Below are 16,773 nucleotides of genomic sequence, written 5' to 3'. Positions count from 1 at the left end.
TAAAAAGCATAGTATAAGGAACAAAATAATAATATATAGTAATGGTTATTATTATGAATTTATTATTCATAGGAGGGGATATACTATGCAGAAAGAACCAAAAGAATTATTTTTACCAGTTTTAAAAAATGGTAAGTATGGATTTATAGACAAAGATAAAAATCTAATAATAAGGCCTAAATACAAGTATGTATCAGATAGATTTAGAGATGGATATTGCGTTATAACATATATAAAAAAAATAAGAAAAAGTGTAAAGTGGGTATTTGGATATATAGATACAAAAGGAAATGTATCAATATTTCTTAATTTAGAAAGTGCTACTGAGTTTAATGAAGGTATGTCAAAAATAAAAATAAACAATCTATATGGTTATATGGATACATCTTTAAGAGAAGTTATAAAACCTAAATTTGATTGTGCTGCAAATTTTAGACAGGGGCTTGCAGGCATAAAAATGAATAAAAGATGGGGATTTATAAATAAGTCAGGAAAAATTGTTATTTCTCCAACATACACATATGTAAATCAATTTTTTGAAGACAGAGCATTAGTAGAATTAAAAAATAAGTATGGATATATTGATAAGTCAGGAAAGATGATAATAGGACCGGAGTTTGATATAGCAACAGATTTTTCGGAGGGATTAGCAGCGATAAGGGTTGGAGATAAGTGGGGATATATTAACAAAGATGGAAAACTAAAAATAGATTTTAATTTTGAAAAAGCAAAACCATTTTATGAAGGGTTGGCTGCTGTTTCAATTAATGATAAATGGGGATATATTGATAAAACTGGAAAGATAATAATAGAGCCAATGTTTGATTATGCCTGTAATTTTTCAGAAGGATTAGCTAGATTTAATATGGGTTTAGACTCTTTTAGTAGAGGTATTAATATTCCTAAAGGCGGTGTCTGGGGATTTTTAAATAAAACCGGTAATATAGAAATAGTGCCAGTGTATGATTTTATATCAGATTTTGAAGATGGATATGCACAGGTAATTCAAGGTAAAAATAATAATTATATTGATAAAAATGGTAAGTTAATTTTATAATAGTAATATTCCAAGAAATAGGGTTTGAAATATTATTAAGTAAATAGTAATATATATTTAAAGTAAAATAAGGAGAGTAATCTCCTTAATTTTTTTGAGGAGGACATATGAAGTTATTTAATCAGTTAGCTCTTATTTTAGGAATTTGGGCAATAGGAGAATATATTAGTTCTTTTTTACAAAATATCATTGTAGTACCAGGAAATATTATAGGTATGATATTATTATTTTTACTTTTACAATTTAAAATAATAAAGCTAGAAAAAGTAAATGAATTGGGGGATTTATTAATAAATAATATGGCTATATTTTTTGTACCCGCAGGTGTATCACTTATAAGATCTTTAGATTTAATAAGCCAAAATATATTTGTTTTAATAATGACTATATCTCTTAGTACTATAGCTGTAATGTATATAACAGGTTTTGTAGTAGAAAAAATGATAAGCAAAAAGTATAAGGAGGAATAATATGTATAATGTACTAGACACACCAATATTCGGAATAGTAATTACAATAGTATTTTTTAATTTAGGGGTATATATCCAGAAAAAAACTAAAAATCCAGTGTTTAATCCGTTATTAATAGCAATTATAACGATAATTGCATTTTTAGGAATAACAAAAATACCATATGAAAAATATAAACTTGGTGCAGATAGCATAAACTTTTTACTAGGTCCAGTTACAGTAGTGTTAGCTATACCTTTATATAAACAATTTGATTTATTAAAAAAACATTTCTTAGAAATAGTAATTGGAATAGTAAGTGGAGTATCTGTTTCTTTAGTTAGTGTAATGCTAATAGGTAAATTTACAAATGCAAATATAGACATTATAAATTCTTTGATACCTAAGTCTATAACAACCCCTATGGGAATATCACTAACAAATACATTAAGGGGAATAGAATCTATAACAGTTGTTTCTATAATTTTAACAGGAATATTAGGGGCTATAATTGCTCCAACTATATTTAAAATAGGTAGAATAAAACATCCAGTTGCAAAGGGGATTGCACTAGGTACATCAGCACATGCACTGGGAACTACTAAAGCTATAGAAATAGGAGAGGTAGAAGGTGCTATGAGCAGTTTATCTATAGGTATAGCAGGTATGATAACTGTCATAATAGTTCCTATAATATTGAACTTATTATAAAAACATTAAAAATAATAAAAATATTATAAAAAATACTAGACATCTAAAAAAAAGGTAATATAATATAATCTGTATTTATATATAAATATCTTAAAAAGTATAAGCAATTTGAAGGGAGAACAAAATGAGTAAAGTTAATACCGCTTTAGAAGACAATTTGTTTTTAAGATATGCGGTAATAATAACAGGAATGCTTATTGCATGTATAGGCATAAATGGATTTTTAAGACCAGCACATTTATTAAGTGGTGGAGTAACAGGTATAGCAGCAATAATAAACTATACAACAGATATAAATATGGGGTTATTAACATTCTTAATTAATATTCCAATATTTATATTAGGATTTATTTTCTTAGATAAAGACTTTTGTATAACTAGCTTAGTAAATATGATATTATTTTCAATACTTTTAGGTGTAACTCAAAATGTAGGTAATATAATACCAACACATGATATTTTCTTACAAAGTGTATTTGGAGGAATACTATCAGGTGTAGGATCAGGGATGGTATTTAGAACTAAATCTTCTCAAGGTGGTACAGACATTATAGGTGCTATATTAAAGTTCAAGAAGAACATAGCAGTAAAAGATACAGCTTTAGCAGCTAATTTAATAATAGTATCTATTGGTGGAATTATATATGGAATGGATTTAGCGTTATATACACTTATAGGATTCTACTTAAATGCATCAGCAATGAATTTCATTAAGAATGTAATGACTTATGAAAAATCAGTTATGGTTATTTCAAATGAAAGTGAGTCTATAGCTAAAGAAATTATGACAAGCTTAGTAAGAGGAGTAACATTCTTAGAAGCAGAAGGTGCTTATACAAAAGAAAAGAAAAGAATAATTTACTGTATAGTACTTTCAAAAGAGATTCCAAAAATAAAAGAAATTGCTTTAAAGTACGACCCAAAAGCATTTATATCTGTTAATGATGTAAATGAAGTAAAGGGAAGAGGATTTAAAGAAAGATATTTATAAAATATAAATAAAGTATGAATAAAAATAGTATAAACGTTAATAATATATTATGAGAGGATTATTATCCTCTTTTTAACTCTAGAGTAATAAATTTATTTAAGCGGGTTTCTTATGTATAAGAGCATAGGAGTAAGTTTTTAATTTATACTTAAATTAGGACGGATGGCTTATAAGTTGTTAGTGTAATCGGGTAATGTGGATGTGTAAAAAATAGAGTATATCACAGCTGTGGTATACTCTATTTTTATTATAAAATTTATTATAGCTATAGAAATGTTTTTAATATAAATATATAATGTTTCTATAAAGTAGATGATAAAACCAATGGGGGAAGAGCAATATGAATTTATCAAGAGAGTACATTGACATATATAATAATTATATGAAATATATAAATGAAATAAAAAGAGAATGTAGACCAATAGAACATATGAAAAATAGAGTTTTAAAAAAAGATAAAAAGGCTACGGAAGAAGAAATAAAAGCTTTAGAACAAAACAGTGAATATAATAATGAAAACTCTGGACAATTAGAATTCAAACCACAAAACAAAAAATATGAATTTTCTAATGGAGATATTTACTTAGGAAAAGTTATTGATGGAAAGTTAAATGGAAATGGAGTATATATTGTTTCGCCAGAAGAATCTATGGGATTTGAATACATAGGTGAGTTTAAGGATGATGAAAAATGTGGTAGAGGTATTTGTACTTTTACTAATGGCAATATATATATAGGTGGATTTAAAGCTGATTTAATGGATGGAATAGGTCAGATGATTTATAAAAGTAATGATGAGTATATAGGAGGTTGGGAAAAAGGACATAAGCAAGGACAAGGTATATATAGATGGAACGAAGGAACTATTTATATAGGTGAGTTTAAAAAAAATAAAAGAGAAGGACAAGGTATTTGTTACGATAAAGAAGGAAATATAATTTATGACGGCGAATGGAAAAATAATCTAACTCATGGAGAAGGAACTTACATATGGAATGAAGGAAAAAGATATGTAGGAGAATTTATGTATGGAAAAAGACATGGTTATGGTACTTTTTATTTAAATAATGAATTAGTATACCAAGGGCCTTGGAAATATGATAAGCCGTGCATATATGATAAAACTTTAGATGAAATATTTGCTTTTAAATTATAAGACACTGTTAAAGTAATCCCTTATATCCATTGAATTAGGATATAAGGGATTTTTTGGAGGTGATGTATTGATAAAGAAAATAGGAATACTAATGGTAATATTATCAATAATAGTTGTAGCTAAGAATAATGATGTTTTTACAAAGGTTAAATCTACTATTATTGATACTGAAAGTAGCAATGACATATATACTGAACCAAATTTAGAGGAGTGGATAGAAATTGATAACTTTCAATATATAAAAATAGGAGATAGTAAAGATGATGTTATTTCAAAAATAGGTGAACCATCTAGAATTGATACTAGTGAATATGATTTTAAATGGTACGTTTATAATCAAAATATTAAAAAATTTGCTATGGTTGGAATTGAGGATGGATTTGTTGTAGCTTTGTATAGTAACTCTATTAATTCTTGCGAAACAGAAGGAATAAACTTAAATGATAGTAAGGCAAGTGTAAATAATAAGTACGACTCAATGGAATACAGAAGAAAAGGGAACACTAGATATATCATCCAATCTAATGGAGAATATGACATAATAAAAGAAAATAAAAAATACATAACTATATTTTATGATGTTATAGAAAATAGCAAAGTTTGTTCTTATCAAATAATAAATCAAAAATCAGAAGATAATATGAAAGAAATTTATAGTCGTGGTAGTGAAGAATTACAGAAAAGTTTTGAACTAGAAACAATAGATTTAATTAATAGTACAAGAGCAAAGTTTAATTTTAATTCATTGGAGTATAGTGATACTGCAACAAAAAGTGCAAGAAAACATAGTAAAGATATGTTAGAAAATAATTACTTTGATCACATAAATAAACAAGATGAAACTCCTTTTGATAGAATGGAAAATGAAGGCGTGAAATATATGAGTGCAGGTGAAAATATAGCATCTGGTCAATTCAATGCAATATATGCGCATGAAGCTTTAATGAACTCTAAGGGACATAGGAAAAATATATTAGGTGAGTATAAATACATAGGTGTTGGTATTGGATTTGGAGGAACCTATAAAATATATTATACGGAGAATTTTTTATGTAGATAATAATTTAAATAATATTGTATATTTTAATGGAAAGTTTAATAGCTATTATAAAGGACAAAAATAATAAAATAAGTCAATTTACTTAGAATATGTTACAATAAAATTAAAAGGGGGGCTTTAAATTTCATAAAATATAAAACATTTTTCATAAAATTTAATATTATATATTAAGACTATCTTGAGAAGGATTGATTGTTAATGAATAATAAGATTTATGAGAAAAAAGAGTTCATGATTTTTAAGGTTAAAGAAGGCTATATAGCTTATAATACTAAAAAAAATTTTCAAGAGGGTCATACGCATTTAAAACACTTTGAAGCAGCAAAAACAGCAATTGACTTGGTAATAAATAAAAAAGTTCCTAGAAGTACAGATGGATACTACCTAACAAGTCTAATAAGACTTAGTGAAGATGAGTATTATATATCAAAGATAAATGAATTACTAGATGCAAGAGAGCAAAAAGGGAAAAAAGACAAATATTATAACCCTGGATATAAATTATCAAAAAGGAGCATATAGCTCCTTTTTTTATGCTTAAGTAAATTATATTGACATGAATTTCGTAAAGAATATATAATTAAATATAAAAATTGTACAAAATTAATACTTAATTAGACTATAATAGTATTGAGAGTTTGTTAAAATAAATACACTTTAAGGGGGCACTTGGTATGATTCTTATGATTGATAACTATGATTCGTTTGTATACAACTTAGTTCAATATATAGGAGAATTAGGAGAAGAAATAGTAGTAAAGAGAAATAATGAATTAACACTAGAAGATATTGAAAATTTAAATCCAGAAATAATAGTTTTATCACCAGGTCCATGCTCACCGACAGAAGCGGGTATATGTATAGATGTAGTAAATCATTTTAAAGGCAAGAAACCAATACTAGGAATATGTCTAGGACATCAAACTATAGGACATGCCTTTGGTGGAAATATAATCAAGGCCATAGAGCCTGTTCATGGTAAGGTTCATAGTATAAAACATAGTAATAAAGGCGTATTTAAAGATTTGAATAATCCATTAAATGTAACTAGATATCATTCATTAGTAGTAGATGAAGAAAGTTTACCAAGAGATTTAGAGATAACTGCACTAACTAATGATGGAGAAATAATGGGTATTAGACATAAAAAACATCTTATAGAAGGTGTTCAGTTCCATCCAGAAGCTATTTTATCAGAACAAGGTCATGAGATACTTAAGAACTTTATAAAAGAAGCTAGAGAAAGGGTGGAAATATAGTATGATAAAAGAAATTAAAACTAAACTAAATTCCTTTGAAATATTTACAATATTTAGAGATGAAAAAGATAGTTTTATATTAGATAGCGCTATGGATAAAGAAAAATTAGGTAGATATTCTTTTATTAGTAGCAATCCATTTAAAACTTTAAAATACAAAAATACAGAAGAAAATCCTTTAGATTATTTACAAAAGGAACTGAATAAATACAAAGTTACTAATAATACTCATTTACCATTTATAGGTGGAGCTGTAGGATATTTATCTTATGATTTAGGTAATTATATAGAGAAACTTCCAAGAAAGGCTAAGGACGATTTAAATGTATATGATTTATACTTTGGCCTATATAATTATGTAATAGTAATAGATCACTTTGAAGAAAAAACATATATAGCTACACCAGATATAAATGTAGAAGAAGAAAAAAATATAATTAATCATATTGAAAGACAAATATTAGATGCTGAAAAAAAAGGAATAGATTCTATTTGTTATGAAGAAAAAGATGTAGAGCCAATAAAACTTCAATCTAATTTTACAAAACGTGAATTTGAAGAATCTGTTCAAAAAGTTAAAGGTTATATAAGATCAGGAGATATATATCAAGCAAATTTAACTCAAAGATTTAATGGTGAAACTACTTTGTCCAGTTATGAGCTATATAGAGATTTAAGAAGAATAAGTCCAGCTCCATTTGGAGCATATTTAAACTTTGATGGTTTTAATATTTTATCAAATTCACCTGAGAGATTTATAAAATGCATAGATAAGAAGGTAGAAACAAGACCAATAAAAGGAACTAGACCTAGAGGTAAAACTAAAGAAGAGGATTTTAGGCTTCAAGAAGAATTAAGAAATAGCGAAAAAGATAGAGCGGAACTACTTATGATAGTAGATTTAGAAAGAAATGATATAGGTAGAATATCTAAAATCGGTAGTGTAAAAGTACCTGAATTATTTGTAATAGAGCCATATGCAAATGTTAATCATCTAGTATCCACAGTAGTTGGAAATCTTAAAGAAGATAAAGATGCAATAGATGTTATAAAGGCTACTTTCCCAGGTGGTTCGATAACAGGTGCTCCTAAGATTAGATCTATGGAGATTATAGATGAATTAGAACCAACTCAAAGAAATGTTTATACTGGTTCAATTGGATATATAGGATTTAATGGAGATATGGATTTAAATATAGCCATAAGAACTATTGTCAAAAAAGAGAATAAAGTATACTTCCAAGTAGGTGGAGGTATGACATGGGGATCTAATCCAAGTGAAGAGTATCAAGAAACTCTTGATAAAGCTAAATCTATAATGAAAGCATTAAGAGGTTACTATGAAGAGTAGTGTAAGTTTTAATAGTGAACTAAGCAAATTTGGAATAGGATTATTTGAGACTATAAAAATAGAAAATGACCCACTAGATTTAGATTTGCATATGGATAGACTTTTTAATTCCATTAAAGAACTAAATTTTAATATTAAATATAGCAAAGAAGATTTAAAGAAAGAAGTAATTAAGTATATAAATGATAATAATATAAAAAATAAAGCACTTAGGCTAACTGTATTTGATGAAGGTTATAATATTTCAATTCGTGATGTGGCATATAGTAAAGAAACTTATGAAAAAGGATTCAAATTAATAATATCTCCTATAAAAAGAGGTAATAGTATACTGTATAAGCATAAAACTACAAACTATTATGAAAATATTTACACTAAAAGATATGCATCTAGTAAAGGTTATGATGATGGTTTATTTGTAGATTGTGATGGGAATATACTGGAGTGTTCTATGAGCAATATATTTTTCATAAAAGATAATACAATTTACACTCCAAATAAAGAATTACCTTTATTAAATGGCATAATGAAAAAAAGGATTTTGGATATTTGTGAAGAACTAAATATAGAATTAATAGAAAAAAATATAAGAATAAAAGATATTGAAGAATATGATTTTGCATTCATCACAAATAGTCTTATGAAAGCTATTAAAGTGACACAAATTGAGCAAAAAGTCTATAATTCATCAAATGAATTATTTGATAAAATAGTAGTTTGCATATAATTAAATTACAGTTAGTGGAGAAGTGATATGACAAGTAAAATTTATGAAATTTATAAATTAGAAATAGATAAGATAATAAAAAACTCTAACACTATAGCTGTATTTTTAGTCGGGTCATCTAAGAATATAGACTTAAATGTAGCTAATGAAAATATAAATGATATTGATGTTTTTGTATTTGTAAACATAGGTGAAAATCAAGTAAGAGAAATAAAAAGAATTGAAGGAATAGAATTTGATATAAACTATTTCTCGAGAAGAGGATTTAAGGAACTTTTGGATAATAAAGAATACTTTTTCTTAAAGGAAATGAAGGATGCTAAAGTTATCTTTGATAGAAATAATACAGCAGCGGGTATAATACAATTATGCAAGTCAAAATATATGGAAGGTCCGAATAGAATTTCAGCTGAAGAAAAGTTTTTTATAAAGTCTGAAATATATTCTAGTATAACTAGGTTGAAAAATAAAGAAAAGTTTGATTTATTTGAATATAATTTTTTAGTTAATTTATATTTAAAAGAATTAATAGTTGGGTATTTTACTATAAATAATAAATGGATACCGAAGGATAAAAAATTACTTAATGAATTAAAGCATGATAATCCTCGTCTTTATGAATTAGTGAATGAAGTAAAAAATGAAGAAAAATATGAAAAGTTGTTAAATATTTATAACTACATATTTAAAGATGTGGTTATGAAAAATTATATAAAAATAACTTACTAGTCAAGGGGGTTAAACCAATGAGTAAAGTAGATAAGAAGAAGATAGAAAATGCGATAAGAGATATATTAGAAGCTATAGGAGAAGATCCAGATAGAGAAGGTCTTGTAGACACTCCTAGTAGAGTTGCAAGAATGTATGAAGAAATATATTCAGGTATTCATCAAGATCCAAGAGAACATCTAAAGGTTCTTTTCCAAGATGAAAAACATGAAGAAATGGTTATAGTAAAAGATATACCTTTTTATTCATGCTGTGAACATCACTTAGTGCCTTTCTTTGGTAAAGCACATATAGCATATATACCAAAGGGTGGAAGACTAACAGGTTTATCAAAACTTGCTAGAGTTGTTGAAACTTTTGCTAAAAGACCTCAATTACAAGAAAGAATAACTAAAGGTATAGCAGACATAATAATGGAAGAATTACAACCTTATGGAGTTATGGTAGTTGTAGAAGCAGAGCATATGTGTATGACAATGAGAGGTGTGAAAAAACCAGGATCAAAAACTGTTACATCGGCAGTTAGAGGAGCATTCGAAAATGATCCATCTACAAGAGCTGAAGCAATGAGCCTAATAAATTTAGGATAGGAGAAATTTAAGAATGTTTGAATATGGAAAAAAAACTTATATAATGGGAATTTTAAATGTTACTCCTGATAGTTTTTCAGATGGAGGAAATTTTAATAAAATAGATGAAGCTATAAATCATGCTAAAAAAATGATAGAAGATGGAGCCGATATAATCGACATCGGAGGCGAATCAACTAGACCAGGTCATAAGTATGTAGAAGCGGATGAGGAAATTCAAAGAGTAATACCTGTAATCAGAGAGCTTAAAAAAGAAATAAGTGTACCAATATCAATAGATACATATAAGGCTAAGGTTGCTGAAGAAGCCTTAAAATTAGGTGTAGAAATGATAAATGATGTATGGGGATTAAAAAAGGATGAAGATATGGCTAAGGTAGTAGCTAAATATGATGCTCACGTTTGTATAATGCATAATCAAGAGGGAACAGAGTATAACGAAGATATAATGGAAAGTATTAAAAAATCTCTTAAAGAAAGCATAGATATGGGACTTGAAGCTGGCGTTAAAAAGGAAAAAATAGTTTTAGATCCTGGTATAGGATTTGGAAAAACTTTTGAACAAAACTTAGAAGTACTTAAAAGGCTAGAAGAATTAAATGATTTAGGATTTCCGGTTTTACTTGGAACATCTAGAAAATCTGTAATAGGAAACGTACTTAATGTAGAGCCAAAGGAAAGATTAGAAGGAACAATAGCTACAACAGTATTAGGTGTTAGAGATGGTATTGATATAGTTAGGGTTCATGATGTTAAAGAAAATTTAAAGGCAGCTAAGATGGCAGATGCTATATACAGAAGGTAGGTTTTAAAAATGGATAAAATACTATTAAATAATTTAGGATTTTATGGATATCATGGTGTATTAAAAGAAGAAAGTGTTCTAGGTCAAAAGTTTTTTATAGATATGGAACTTTTAGTAGATACTAAAGAAGCTGGGTTAACTGATGATATGAATAAATCAGTTAGTTATGCAGATGTTTATAATGTAGTAAAAGAAATAACAGAAAATAAAAGATTTAATCTTATAGAAGCTTTAGCAGAAAATATAGCTAAAGAAACTTTAGAGAGATTTGGACTTATAAATGAGGTAATGGTTAGAGTAAAAAAGCCTGAAGCTCCTGTAAATGGAATTTATGACTATTTTGGAGTTGAAATAAGGAGAGGCAGATAATGAATATAAGTTACTTAGGTCTTGGAACTAACATGGGAGATCGATTAGGGTATATACTAAAAGCATGCGAATTAATTGATACCCATGAAAATGTAAAAATAACTAAGAAATCTAAAATTTATGAAACGAAAGCTTGGGGATATACAGACCAAGCGGATTTTTTAAATGTATGTCTAGAGGTACAAACTAATTTAGATGAATATGAACTACTAAATTTATGTCAAGACATAGAACAAAAGTTAAACAGAAAAAGAATTATAAGGTGGGGACCAAGAACTATAGATGTAGATATATTATTTTTTAATGATAAAATATCAAATGATGAAAACTTATTACTTCCTCATCCAAGAATTCAAGATAGAGCGTTTGTTTTGATACCTCTTATGGATTTAAATAGTAAACTTTTAATTAATGGTAAAACTATAGATATACATTTAAACTCTCTAACTAAAGACCAACGAGAAGAAGTAAAGGAGTTTACAATTGATGAGAAAGACACTATTTAATGACGACATAAAAATTGAAATTAACTCATGCGGTAAAAAAATAGTAGCAAAAGAAAATAAGATAATAATGGCAGGGCCTTGTGCTATAGAAAGTTATGATCAACTTTTAGAAACTGCTAAATTTATAAAATCTCAAGGTGCTAATATACTAAGAGGTGGAGCGTTCAAACCAAGAACATCACCAAATTCATTCAAAGGTTTAAAAGAAGAAGGTCTAGAAATATTAAAGGCTGTAAAAAAAGAAACTGGACTTGCTGTTATAACAGAGCTTATGGATATTAGAGATTTAGAAAAATTATATGAAGTAAGTGATGTAATTCAAATAGGCTCTAGAAATATGCAAAATTTTACCCTTTTAACTGAAGTAGGAAAACAAGATAAGCCAGTAATGTTAAAAAGAGGATTAGCATCAACTATAAATGAATGGATTGGTGCAGCAGAATATATAGCTGTAGAAGGTAATAAAAATATAATCATGTGTGAAAGAGGTATAAGAACTTATAATGATTATACTAGAAACACATTAGATTTAGCAGCAGTTCCAATAATACAAAAAGAAACTAATTTACCGGTTATAGTAGACCCAAGTCATGGAACTGGTGTAAGATATTTAGTTAAACCAATGTCTATTGCAGCATTAGCTTGTGGTGCAGATGGTTTGATGATAGAAGTTCATCCAAATCCTAGTGAAGCTTTATCTGATGGAGCTCAGTCACTTCACTTTGATGAATTTGGAGAATTAATGAGTGATGTAAGGTTACAAGTAAAAAATTTATAGAGTTAAAAAAGAGGCTATTTGCCTCTTTTTTATATAAATATTATTTTGAGATGTATTAGTTAAATTATTTAAGATAATTTTACAAATAGAAAGTATAAAACTTAGAAATAAATAGAATTTACGGAAAATAATAGAGATGATTCTGAGATATACCTTAGAATCATCTTTTTATTTGAGATTTTAAGTTTAAAAATAAACTTTTTTGTAAATATAAATAAAAAGATAAAAATATTATTTTACATTTTATATTTTTATTTATGAAGATAATAATATATATCAATTAAAAGAAAAGTGCAAAAATAATAGAATTTTTTTAATATTAAGAAGGAATTTAAGAAAAAAAGTCGAAATATGTATAAGAGTATTTGACTTTTTTGCAATATAATGTAAAATAGTAATGTTAATAAAAAAATTACACCAGAAGGTGATAATATGAATGATATAAAAGATGTTGTAGAAGAAATTAAAAATAGATGTGATATTGCAAGCGTAATATCAGAATATATGCCTATAAAGCAATCTGGGGGCAATTATAAAGGACTATGTCCTTTTCATGGAGAAAAGACGCCATCATTCCATATAAGCTCATCTAAGCAGATTTATAAGTGTTTCGGATGTGGCGAAGGTGGAGATGTAATAAACTTTGTAATGAAGATGGAAAATTTGGATTTTATAGATGCAGTGAAGTTATTAGCTAATAAATGTGGTATAGAAATAAATACCAATATGAATGAAGAAGATAAGCTAAGAATAGAAAAGTCTAAAAAATATCAAGATATACATCTTGAAGCTGCAAGGTTTTATTTTGCTAATCTGTTAAAAGGGAAAAATCCAGGTTATGATTATTTAAGAAAAAGAGGCCTAGATGATAAAACTATTAAAAAGTTTGGATTAGGTTATTCACAAAATGCATGGCATGAGCTCATGGATTATCTATTATCGAAAGGATATGACAAATCTGATTTAGTTCAGTCAGGTCTTGTAAATCATAAAGTAGATGGTGATAGATATTATGATAGATTTAGAAATAGAGTTATGTTTCCTATATTTGACTATAGAGGAAATGTTATAGGATTTGGAGGTAGAGTTTTAGATGATTCACTACCTAAGTATCTTAATTCACCAGATTCTTTAATTTTTAACAAAAGATATAATCTCTATGGATTAAACTTTTCTAGAAAAAATATAGTAGACAGAACTATTGTACTTGTTGAAGGATATATGGATTTAATATCGCTTTTCCAGTATGGAGTAAGAAATGTTGTAGCAACTTTAGGTACGGCCCTAACAGAACAGCAGGGGAATTTAATAAAGAGGTATGCAGATACTGCAATTATATCTTATGACTCTGATGAAGCAGGTATTAAAGCAAGCTTAAGGGCTATAGAAATTCTTTCTAAAGTTGGTATAAATATAAAAGTACTTAACTTAAAAGATGCAAAAGACCCTGATGAATTTATTAGAAAATATGGACTGGATGATTATAAAAAAGCAATTGATGACTCTACTCACTATATAAAATTCCAAATAAATCATCTAAAAAGAAAGTTTAATTTAGAAAAAGATGAAGAAAGAGTGAAGTTTGCTAAAGAAGCATCAAATATACTTAAATCAATAAAAAGTCCAGTTGAAGTTGATTACTATACAAATTATATAGCAAAGCAAATAAATATTAGTACAGAGTCTATAAAAAAAGAAATTTATGGTAAAAATTATAATAGTGCATATAATAAAAATTACACTAAATATACCAATAAAAAAAGAGAATCTATAGTAATAGAAAAACCTAAGGCTATAGAACATGGTAAGGAACATGTAGAAGAGACTCTTATAAAATTAATGTTAGAAAATAAAAAAATTAGACACGTAGCTTTATTAAAGCTTGACGAGTCAGATTTTTTATTAAATGGAAGTAAAGAAATTTTAAATTACATCATTAAAAATAGAGAATTGGACAAAATAACTATTGACAAAATTACAAGTTTAAACATATCCGAAGAATACTTGAAAGATTTGGAGAGAATATCATTAGACGGAATAAATATCAACGATACAAAAAGTATTGATGAGATTGTAAGAAATCTAAAAAAAAATAATCTCCAAGAACAAATGAATAGATTATTACAAGAACAGAAAAATATTGAAAAACAAAAAACAAATAAAGATGACTTGAAAGAGGTAGATGTGAAAGTTATGGAAATTGCTTTAAAAATAGTTGAAATAAGAAAGATGCTACATAGCTTGTAGAAGGGAGGTAAGAGCGTGACTGATAACAATAAGAAAACATCAAAAAAATTCGCAGCAAAATCACTGATAGAAAAAGGTAAGAAGCAAGGCGCACTTACTCTTGCAGAAATAATGGAAGCTTTCTCAGAAACAGAGCTAGATAAGGATCAAGTAGAAAATTTATATGAAACATTAGGTAATTTAGGTATAGAAGTTATAGAAGATAAATCAGAAAAAGTTGATATAGATTTTAGTGTTAGTGATGACTTAGATATGGATAGTATAGATGAAAATCCTGATGATATAGATAAAGAAGAAGTTATTGAGTTAGAAGCTATAGATTTATCTTTACCAAAAGGAATAAGTATAGATGACCCAGTTAGAATGTATTTAAAAGAAATTGGTAAAATACCTCTTTTAAAGCCACATGAAGAAGTAGAATTAGCTAAAAGAATGCTTGAAGGTGATGAAATAGCAAAGCAAAGATTAGTTGAAGCAAACTTAAGACTTGTTGTAAGTATAGCTAAGAGATATGTAGGAAGAGGTATGCTATTCCTAGATCTTATACAAGAAGGTAACTTAGGTCTTATAAAAGCAGTTGAAAAATTCGACTATGTAAAAGGATTTAAATTCTCAACTTATGCTACATGGTGGATAAGACAAGCTATAACTCGTGCTATAGCAGATCAAGCAAGAACAATAAGAATACCAGTTCATATGGTTGAGACTATAAATAAATTAATAAGAGTATCAAGACAATTACTTCAAGAATTAGGTAGAGATCCAAAACCTGAGGAAATTGCAAAAGAAATGGAAATGACTGAAGAGAAAGTTAGAGAGATTATGAAAATAGCTCAAGATCCAGTATCTTTAGAAACTCCAATAGGTGAAGAAGAAGATTCTCATTTAGGAGACTTCATACCAGATGATGATGCTCCTGCACCAGCAGAAGCTGCAGCATACTCTTTATTAAAAGAACAAATAGAAGAAGTATTAGGTTCACTTAATGAAAGAGAACAAAAAGTATTAAAGCTTAGATTTGGACTTGAAGATGGTAGAGCTAGAACTCTTGAAGAAGTTGGTAAAGAGTTTGATGTTACTAGAGAGAGAATAAGACAAATAGAAGCTAAAGCTTTACGTAAATTAAGACATCCAAGTAGATCTAAAAAACTTAGAGACTATTTAGACTAGGATTTTAATATATAACAAAAATTCGCCTTATACTAATTAAGGCGAATTTTTATATATAACCATAGAAAAATACTAAATATAATTTACACAATATAGAAATTTATGAGAGGATGGCAAAAATGAAATTAACAGATAGATTATTAAAAATTGCATCATTAGTTAGTGAAGGAAAGAGAGTTGCAGATATAGGAACAGACCACGGATATATACCAGTTTATCTATTGAATAAAGGGGTTGTACCATTTGCTATACTTGCAGATGTAAATAAAGGTCCGCTTGAAAATGCACGTAAGGAAGTTAGAAATAATAACTTAACTGATAAAACTGATTTAAGGCTAGGTTCAGGAATTGAAGTACTTAAAAAGGGGGAAGTAGATGAAGTTATTATAGCTGGTATGGGAGGTATACTAATTAGTGAATTATTAGAAGCTAATAAAGAAGTTGCACACTCTGTAGATAAGCTTATACTTCAACCTATGCAAGCTCAAGAAGAATTAAGAAAATATTTAGTAAATAATGGATATGAAATACTTGATGAAGTACTTGTAAAAGAAGACTTTAGAATATATGAAATAATAGAATCAAAGTTTACTGGTAACAATACTAAAGTTGAAGATGAAATATACTTTGAAGTAAGTAAAAAACTAATAGAAAATAAAGATCCTTTACTTAAAGAATTTATAGATAAAAAAGTATATAAGTATAATTCTATAATAGAAAAATTAGAAGGAAAAACTGGAGAGGCAGTAGAAGCTAAAAGAAATGCTAGTAAATCTATTATTGAGAAGTTAAATAATTTAATATAATAAAAATTTTA

19 protein-coding genes are annotated in these 16,773 nt (G+C 27.3%); all 19 read left to right on the top strand.

The window, feature by feature from the left end; genetic code table 11:
- The first annotated feature begins 85 nt into the window (after positions 1-85).
- On the top strand, positions 86-1,057 hold the full coding sequence (locus tag EIH23_RS06590) for a WG repeat-containing protein (protein WP_122639432.1): 972 nt from the start codon (positions 86-88) through the stop codon (positions 1,055-1,057).
- Between the two features lie 107 nt (positions 1,058-1,164).
- Complete coding sequence (locus tag EIH23_RS06585; RefSeq protein ID WP_122639431.1) at positions 1,165-1,527, top strand: CidA/LrgA family protein; 363 nt, start codon at positions 1,165-1,167, stop codon at positions 1,525-1,527.
- Position 1,528: 1 nt separating this feature from the next.
- The gene (locus EIH23_RS06580) at positions 1,529-2,218 is read left to right on the top strand and encodes an LrgB family protein (RefSeq protein ID WP_122639430.1); all 690 of its coding nucleotides are present in this window, start codon (positions 1,529-1,531) and stop codon (positions 2,216-2,218) included.
- A gap of 124 nt (positions 2,219-2,342) precedes the next feature.
- Complete coding sequence (locus EIH23_RS06575; RefSeq protein ID WP_122639429.1) at positions 2,343-3,209, top strand: YitT family protein; 867 nt, start codon at positions 2,343-2,345, stop codon at positions 3,207-3,209.
- Positions 3,210-3,549: 340 nt separating this feature from the next.
- Positions 3,550-4,365, top strand: coding sequence for an MORN repeat-containing protein (locus EIH23_RS06570; protein WP_122639428.1), 816 nt, complete (start codon positions 3,550-3,552; stop codon positions 4,363-4,365).
- Positions 4,366-4,432: 67 nt separating this feature from the next.
- Positions 4,433-5,425: a CAP-associated domain-containing protein gene (locus EIH23_RS06565; RefSeq protein WP_243113340.1), complete on the top strand. Its 993-nt coding sequence runs from the start codon at positions 4,433-4,435 to the stop codon at positions 5,423-5,425.
- Between the two features lie 198 nt (positions 5,426-5,623).
- Positions 5,624-5,947, top strand: coding sequence for a hypothetical protein (locus EIH23_RS06560; protein ID WP_122639427.1), 324 nt, complete (start codon positions 5,624-5,626; stop codon positions 5,945-5,947).
- A 152-nt stretch (positions 5,948-6,099) separates the two neighbouring features.
- Positions 6,100-6,684 (top strand): anthranilate synthase component II, encoded by a 585-nt coding sequence (locus tag EIH23_RS06555; RefSeq protein ID WP_122639426.1) that lies wholly within the window; start codon positions 6,100-6,102, stop codon positions 6,682-6,684.
- A 1-nt stretch (position 6,685) separates the two neighbouring features.
- Positions 6,686-8,035, top strand: a complete 1,350-nt coding sequence (gene pabB / locus EIH23_RS06550) for an aminodeoxychorismate synthase component I (protein WP_122639425.1) — start codon at positions 6,686-6,688, stop codon at positions 8,033-8,035.
- Positions 8,025-8,762, top strand: coding sequence for an aminotransferase class IV (locus EIH23_RS06545; RefSeq protein WP_122639424.1), 738 nt, complete (start codon positions 8,025-8,027; stop codon positions 8,760-8,762). The genes pabB and EIH23_RS06545 overlap by 11 nt, the downstream gene beginning before the upstream one ends.
- Positions 8,763-8,789: 27 nt before the next feature.
- The gene (locus EIH23_RS06540) at positions 8,790-9,491 is read left to right on the top strand and encodes a hypothetical protein (protein WP_122639423.1); all 702 of its coding nucleotides are present in this window, start codon (positions 8,790-8,792) and stop codon (positions 9,489-9,491) included.
- A gap of 17 nt (positions 9,492-9,508) precedes the next feature.
- A complete protein-coding gene (gene folE / locus EIH23_RS06535; protein ID WP_122639422.1) occupies positions 9,509-10,081 on the top strand; it encodes a GTP cyclohydrolase I FolE in 573 nt (190 codons plus the stop codon).
- 13 nt (positions 10,082-10,094) lie between these two features.
- Positions 10,095-10,886, top strand: a complete 792-nt coding sequence (gene folP / locus EIH23_RS06530; protein ID WP_122639421.1) for a dihydropteroate synthase — start codon at positions 10,095-10,097, stop codon at positions 10,884-10,886.
- Between the two features lie 9 nt (positions 10,887-10,895).
- Entirely contained in the window at positions 10,896-11,255 is a 360-nt protein-coding gene (gene folB, locus EIH23_RS06525) for a dihydroneopterin aldolase (RefSeq protein ID WP_122639420.1), read from the top strand.
- Complete coding sequence (gene folK, locus EIH23_RS06520) at positions 11,255-11,761, top strand: 2-amino-4-hydroxy-6-hydroxymethyldihydropteridine diphosphokinase (RefSeq protein ID WP_122639419.1); 507 nt, start codon at positions 11,255-11,257, stop codon at positions 11,759-11,761. The genes folB and folK overlap by 1 nt, the downstream gene beginning before the upstream one ends.
- Positions 11,742-12,539, top strand: a complete 798-nt coding sequence (gene aroF, locus EIH23_RS06515) for a 3-deoxy-7-phosphoheptulonate synthase (protein WP_122639418.1) — start codon at positions 11,742-11,744, stop codon at positions 12,537-12,539. Before folK ends, aroF begins: the two co-directional genes overlap by 20 nt.
- A gap of 432 nt (positions 12,540-12,971) precedes the next feature.
- On the top strand, positions 12,972-14,786 hold the full coding sequence (gene dnaG / locus EIH23_RS06510; protein ID WP_122639417.1) for a DNA primase: 1,815 nt from the start codon (positions 12,972-12,974) through the stop codon (positions 14,784-14,786).
- A gap of 15 nt (positions 14,787-14,801) precedes the next feature.
- The gene (gene rpoD, locus EIH23_RS06505; RefSeq protein WP_122639416.1) at positions 14,802-15,956 is read left to right on the top strand and encodes an RNA polymerase sigma factor RpoD; all 1,155 of its coding nucleotides are present in this window, start codon (positions 14,802-14,804) and stop codon (positions 15,954-15,956) included.
- Positions 15,957-16,075: 119 nt separating this feature from the next.
- Positions 16,076-16,762, top strand: a complete 687-nt coding sequence (locus tag EIH23_RS06500) for a tRNA (adenine(22)-N(1))-methyltransferase (protein ID WP_122639415.1) — start codon at positions 16,076-16,078, stop codon at positions 16,760-16,762.
- The last annotated feature ends 11 nt before the right edge of the window (positions 16,763-16,773 follow it).

This window comes from Romboutsia sp. Marseille-P6047 (assembly GCF_900604535.1).
In the GTDB taxonomy this organism is placed as follows: domain Bacteria; phylum Bacillota; class Clostridia; order Peptostreptococcales; family Peptostreptococcaceae; genus Romboutsia_E.
The sequence above is the reverse complement of the archived record's forward strand: the minus strand, read 5'-3'. Positions and strand labels throughout refer to the sequence as shown.

Excerpts from the sequence above, each read along its gene's own strand:
- EIH23_RS06590 (WP_122639432.1), top strand. The coding sequence starts at position 86 with ATGCAGAAAGAACCAAAAGAATTATTTTTACCAGTTTTAAAAAATGGT.
- EIH23_RS06585 (WP_122639431.1), top strand. The coding sequence starts at position 1,165 with ATGAAGTTATTTAATCAGTTAGCTCTTATTTTAGGAATTTGGGCAATA.
- EIH23_RS06580 (WP_122639430.1), top strand. The coding sequence starts at position 1,529 with ATGTATAATGTACTAGACACACCAATATTCGGAATAGTAATTACAATA.
- EIH23_RS06575 (WP_122639429.1), top strand. The coding sequence starts at position 2,343 with ATGAGTAAAGTTAATACCGCTTTAGAAGACAATTTGTTTTTAAGATAT.
- EIH23_RS06570 (WP_122639428.1), top strand. The coding sequence starts at position 3,550 with ATGAATTTATCAAGAGAGTACATTGACATATATAATAATTATATGAAA.
- EIH23_RS06560 (WP_122639427.1), top strand. The coding sequence starts at position 5,624 with ATGAATAATAAGATTTATGAGAAAAAAGAGTTCATGATTTTTAAGGTT.
- EIH23_RS06555 (WP_122639426.1), top strand. The coding sequence starts at position 6,100 with ATGATTCTTATGATTGATAACTATGATTCGTTTGTATACAACTTAGTT.
- pabB (WP_122639425.1), top strand. The coding sequence starts at position 6,686 with ATGATAAAAGAAATTAAAACTAAACTAAATTCCTTTGAAATATTTACA.
- EIH23_RS06545 (WP_122639424.1), top strand. The coding sequence starts at position 8,025 with ATGAAGAGTAGTGTAAGTTTTAATAGTGAACTAAGCAAATTTGGAATA.
- EIH23_RS06540 (WP_122639423.1), top strand. The coding sequence starts at position 8,790 with ATGACAAGTAAAATTTATGAAATTTATAAATTAGAAATAGATAAGATA.
- folE (WP_122639422.1), top strand. The coding sequence starts at position 9,509 with ATGAGTAAAGTAGATAAGAAGAAGATAGAAAATGCGATAAGAGATATA.
- folP (WP_122639421.1), top strand. The coding sequence starts at position 10,095 with ATGTTTGAATATGGAAAAAAAACTTATATAATGGGAATTTTAAATGTT.
- folB (WP_122639420.1), top strand. The coding sequence starts at position 10,896 with ATGGATAAAATACTATTAAATAATTTAGGATTTTATGGATATCATGGT.
- folK (WP_122639419.1), top strand. The coding sequence starts at position 11,255 with ATGAATATAAGTTACTTAGGTCTTGGAACTAACATGGGAGATCGATTA.
- aroF (WP_122639418.1), top strand. The coding sequence starts at position 11,742 with ATGAGAAAGACACTATTTAATGACGACATAAAAATTGAAATTAACTCA.
- dnaG (WP_122639417.1), top strand. The coding sequence starts at position 12,972 with ATGAATGATATAAAAGATGTTGTAGAAGAAATTAAAAATAGATGTGAT.
- EIH23_RS06500 (WP_122639415.1), top strand. The coding sequence starts at position 16,076 with ATGAAATTAACAGATAGATTATTAAAAATTGCATCATTAGTTAGTGAA.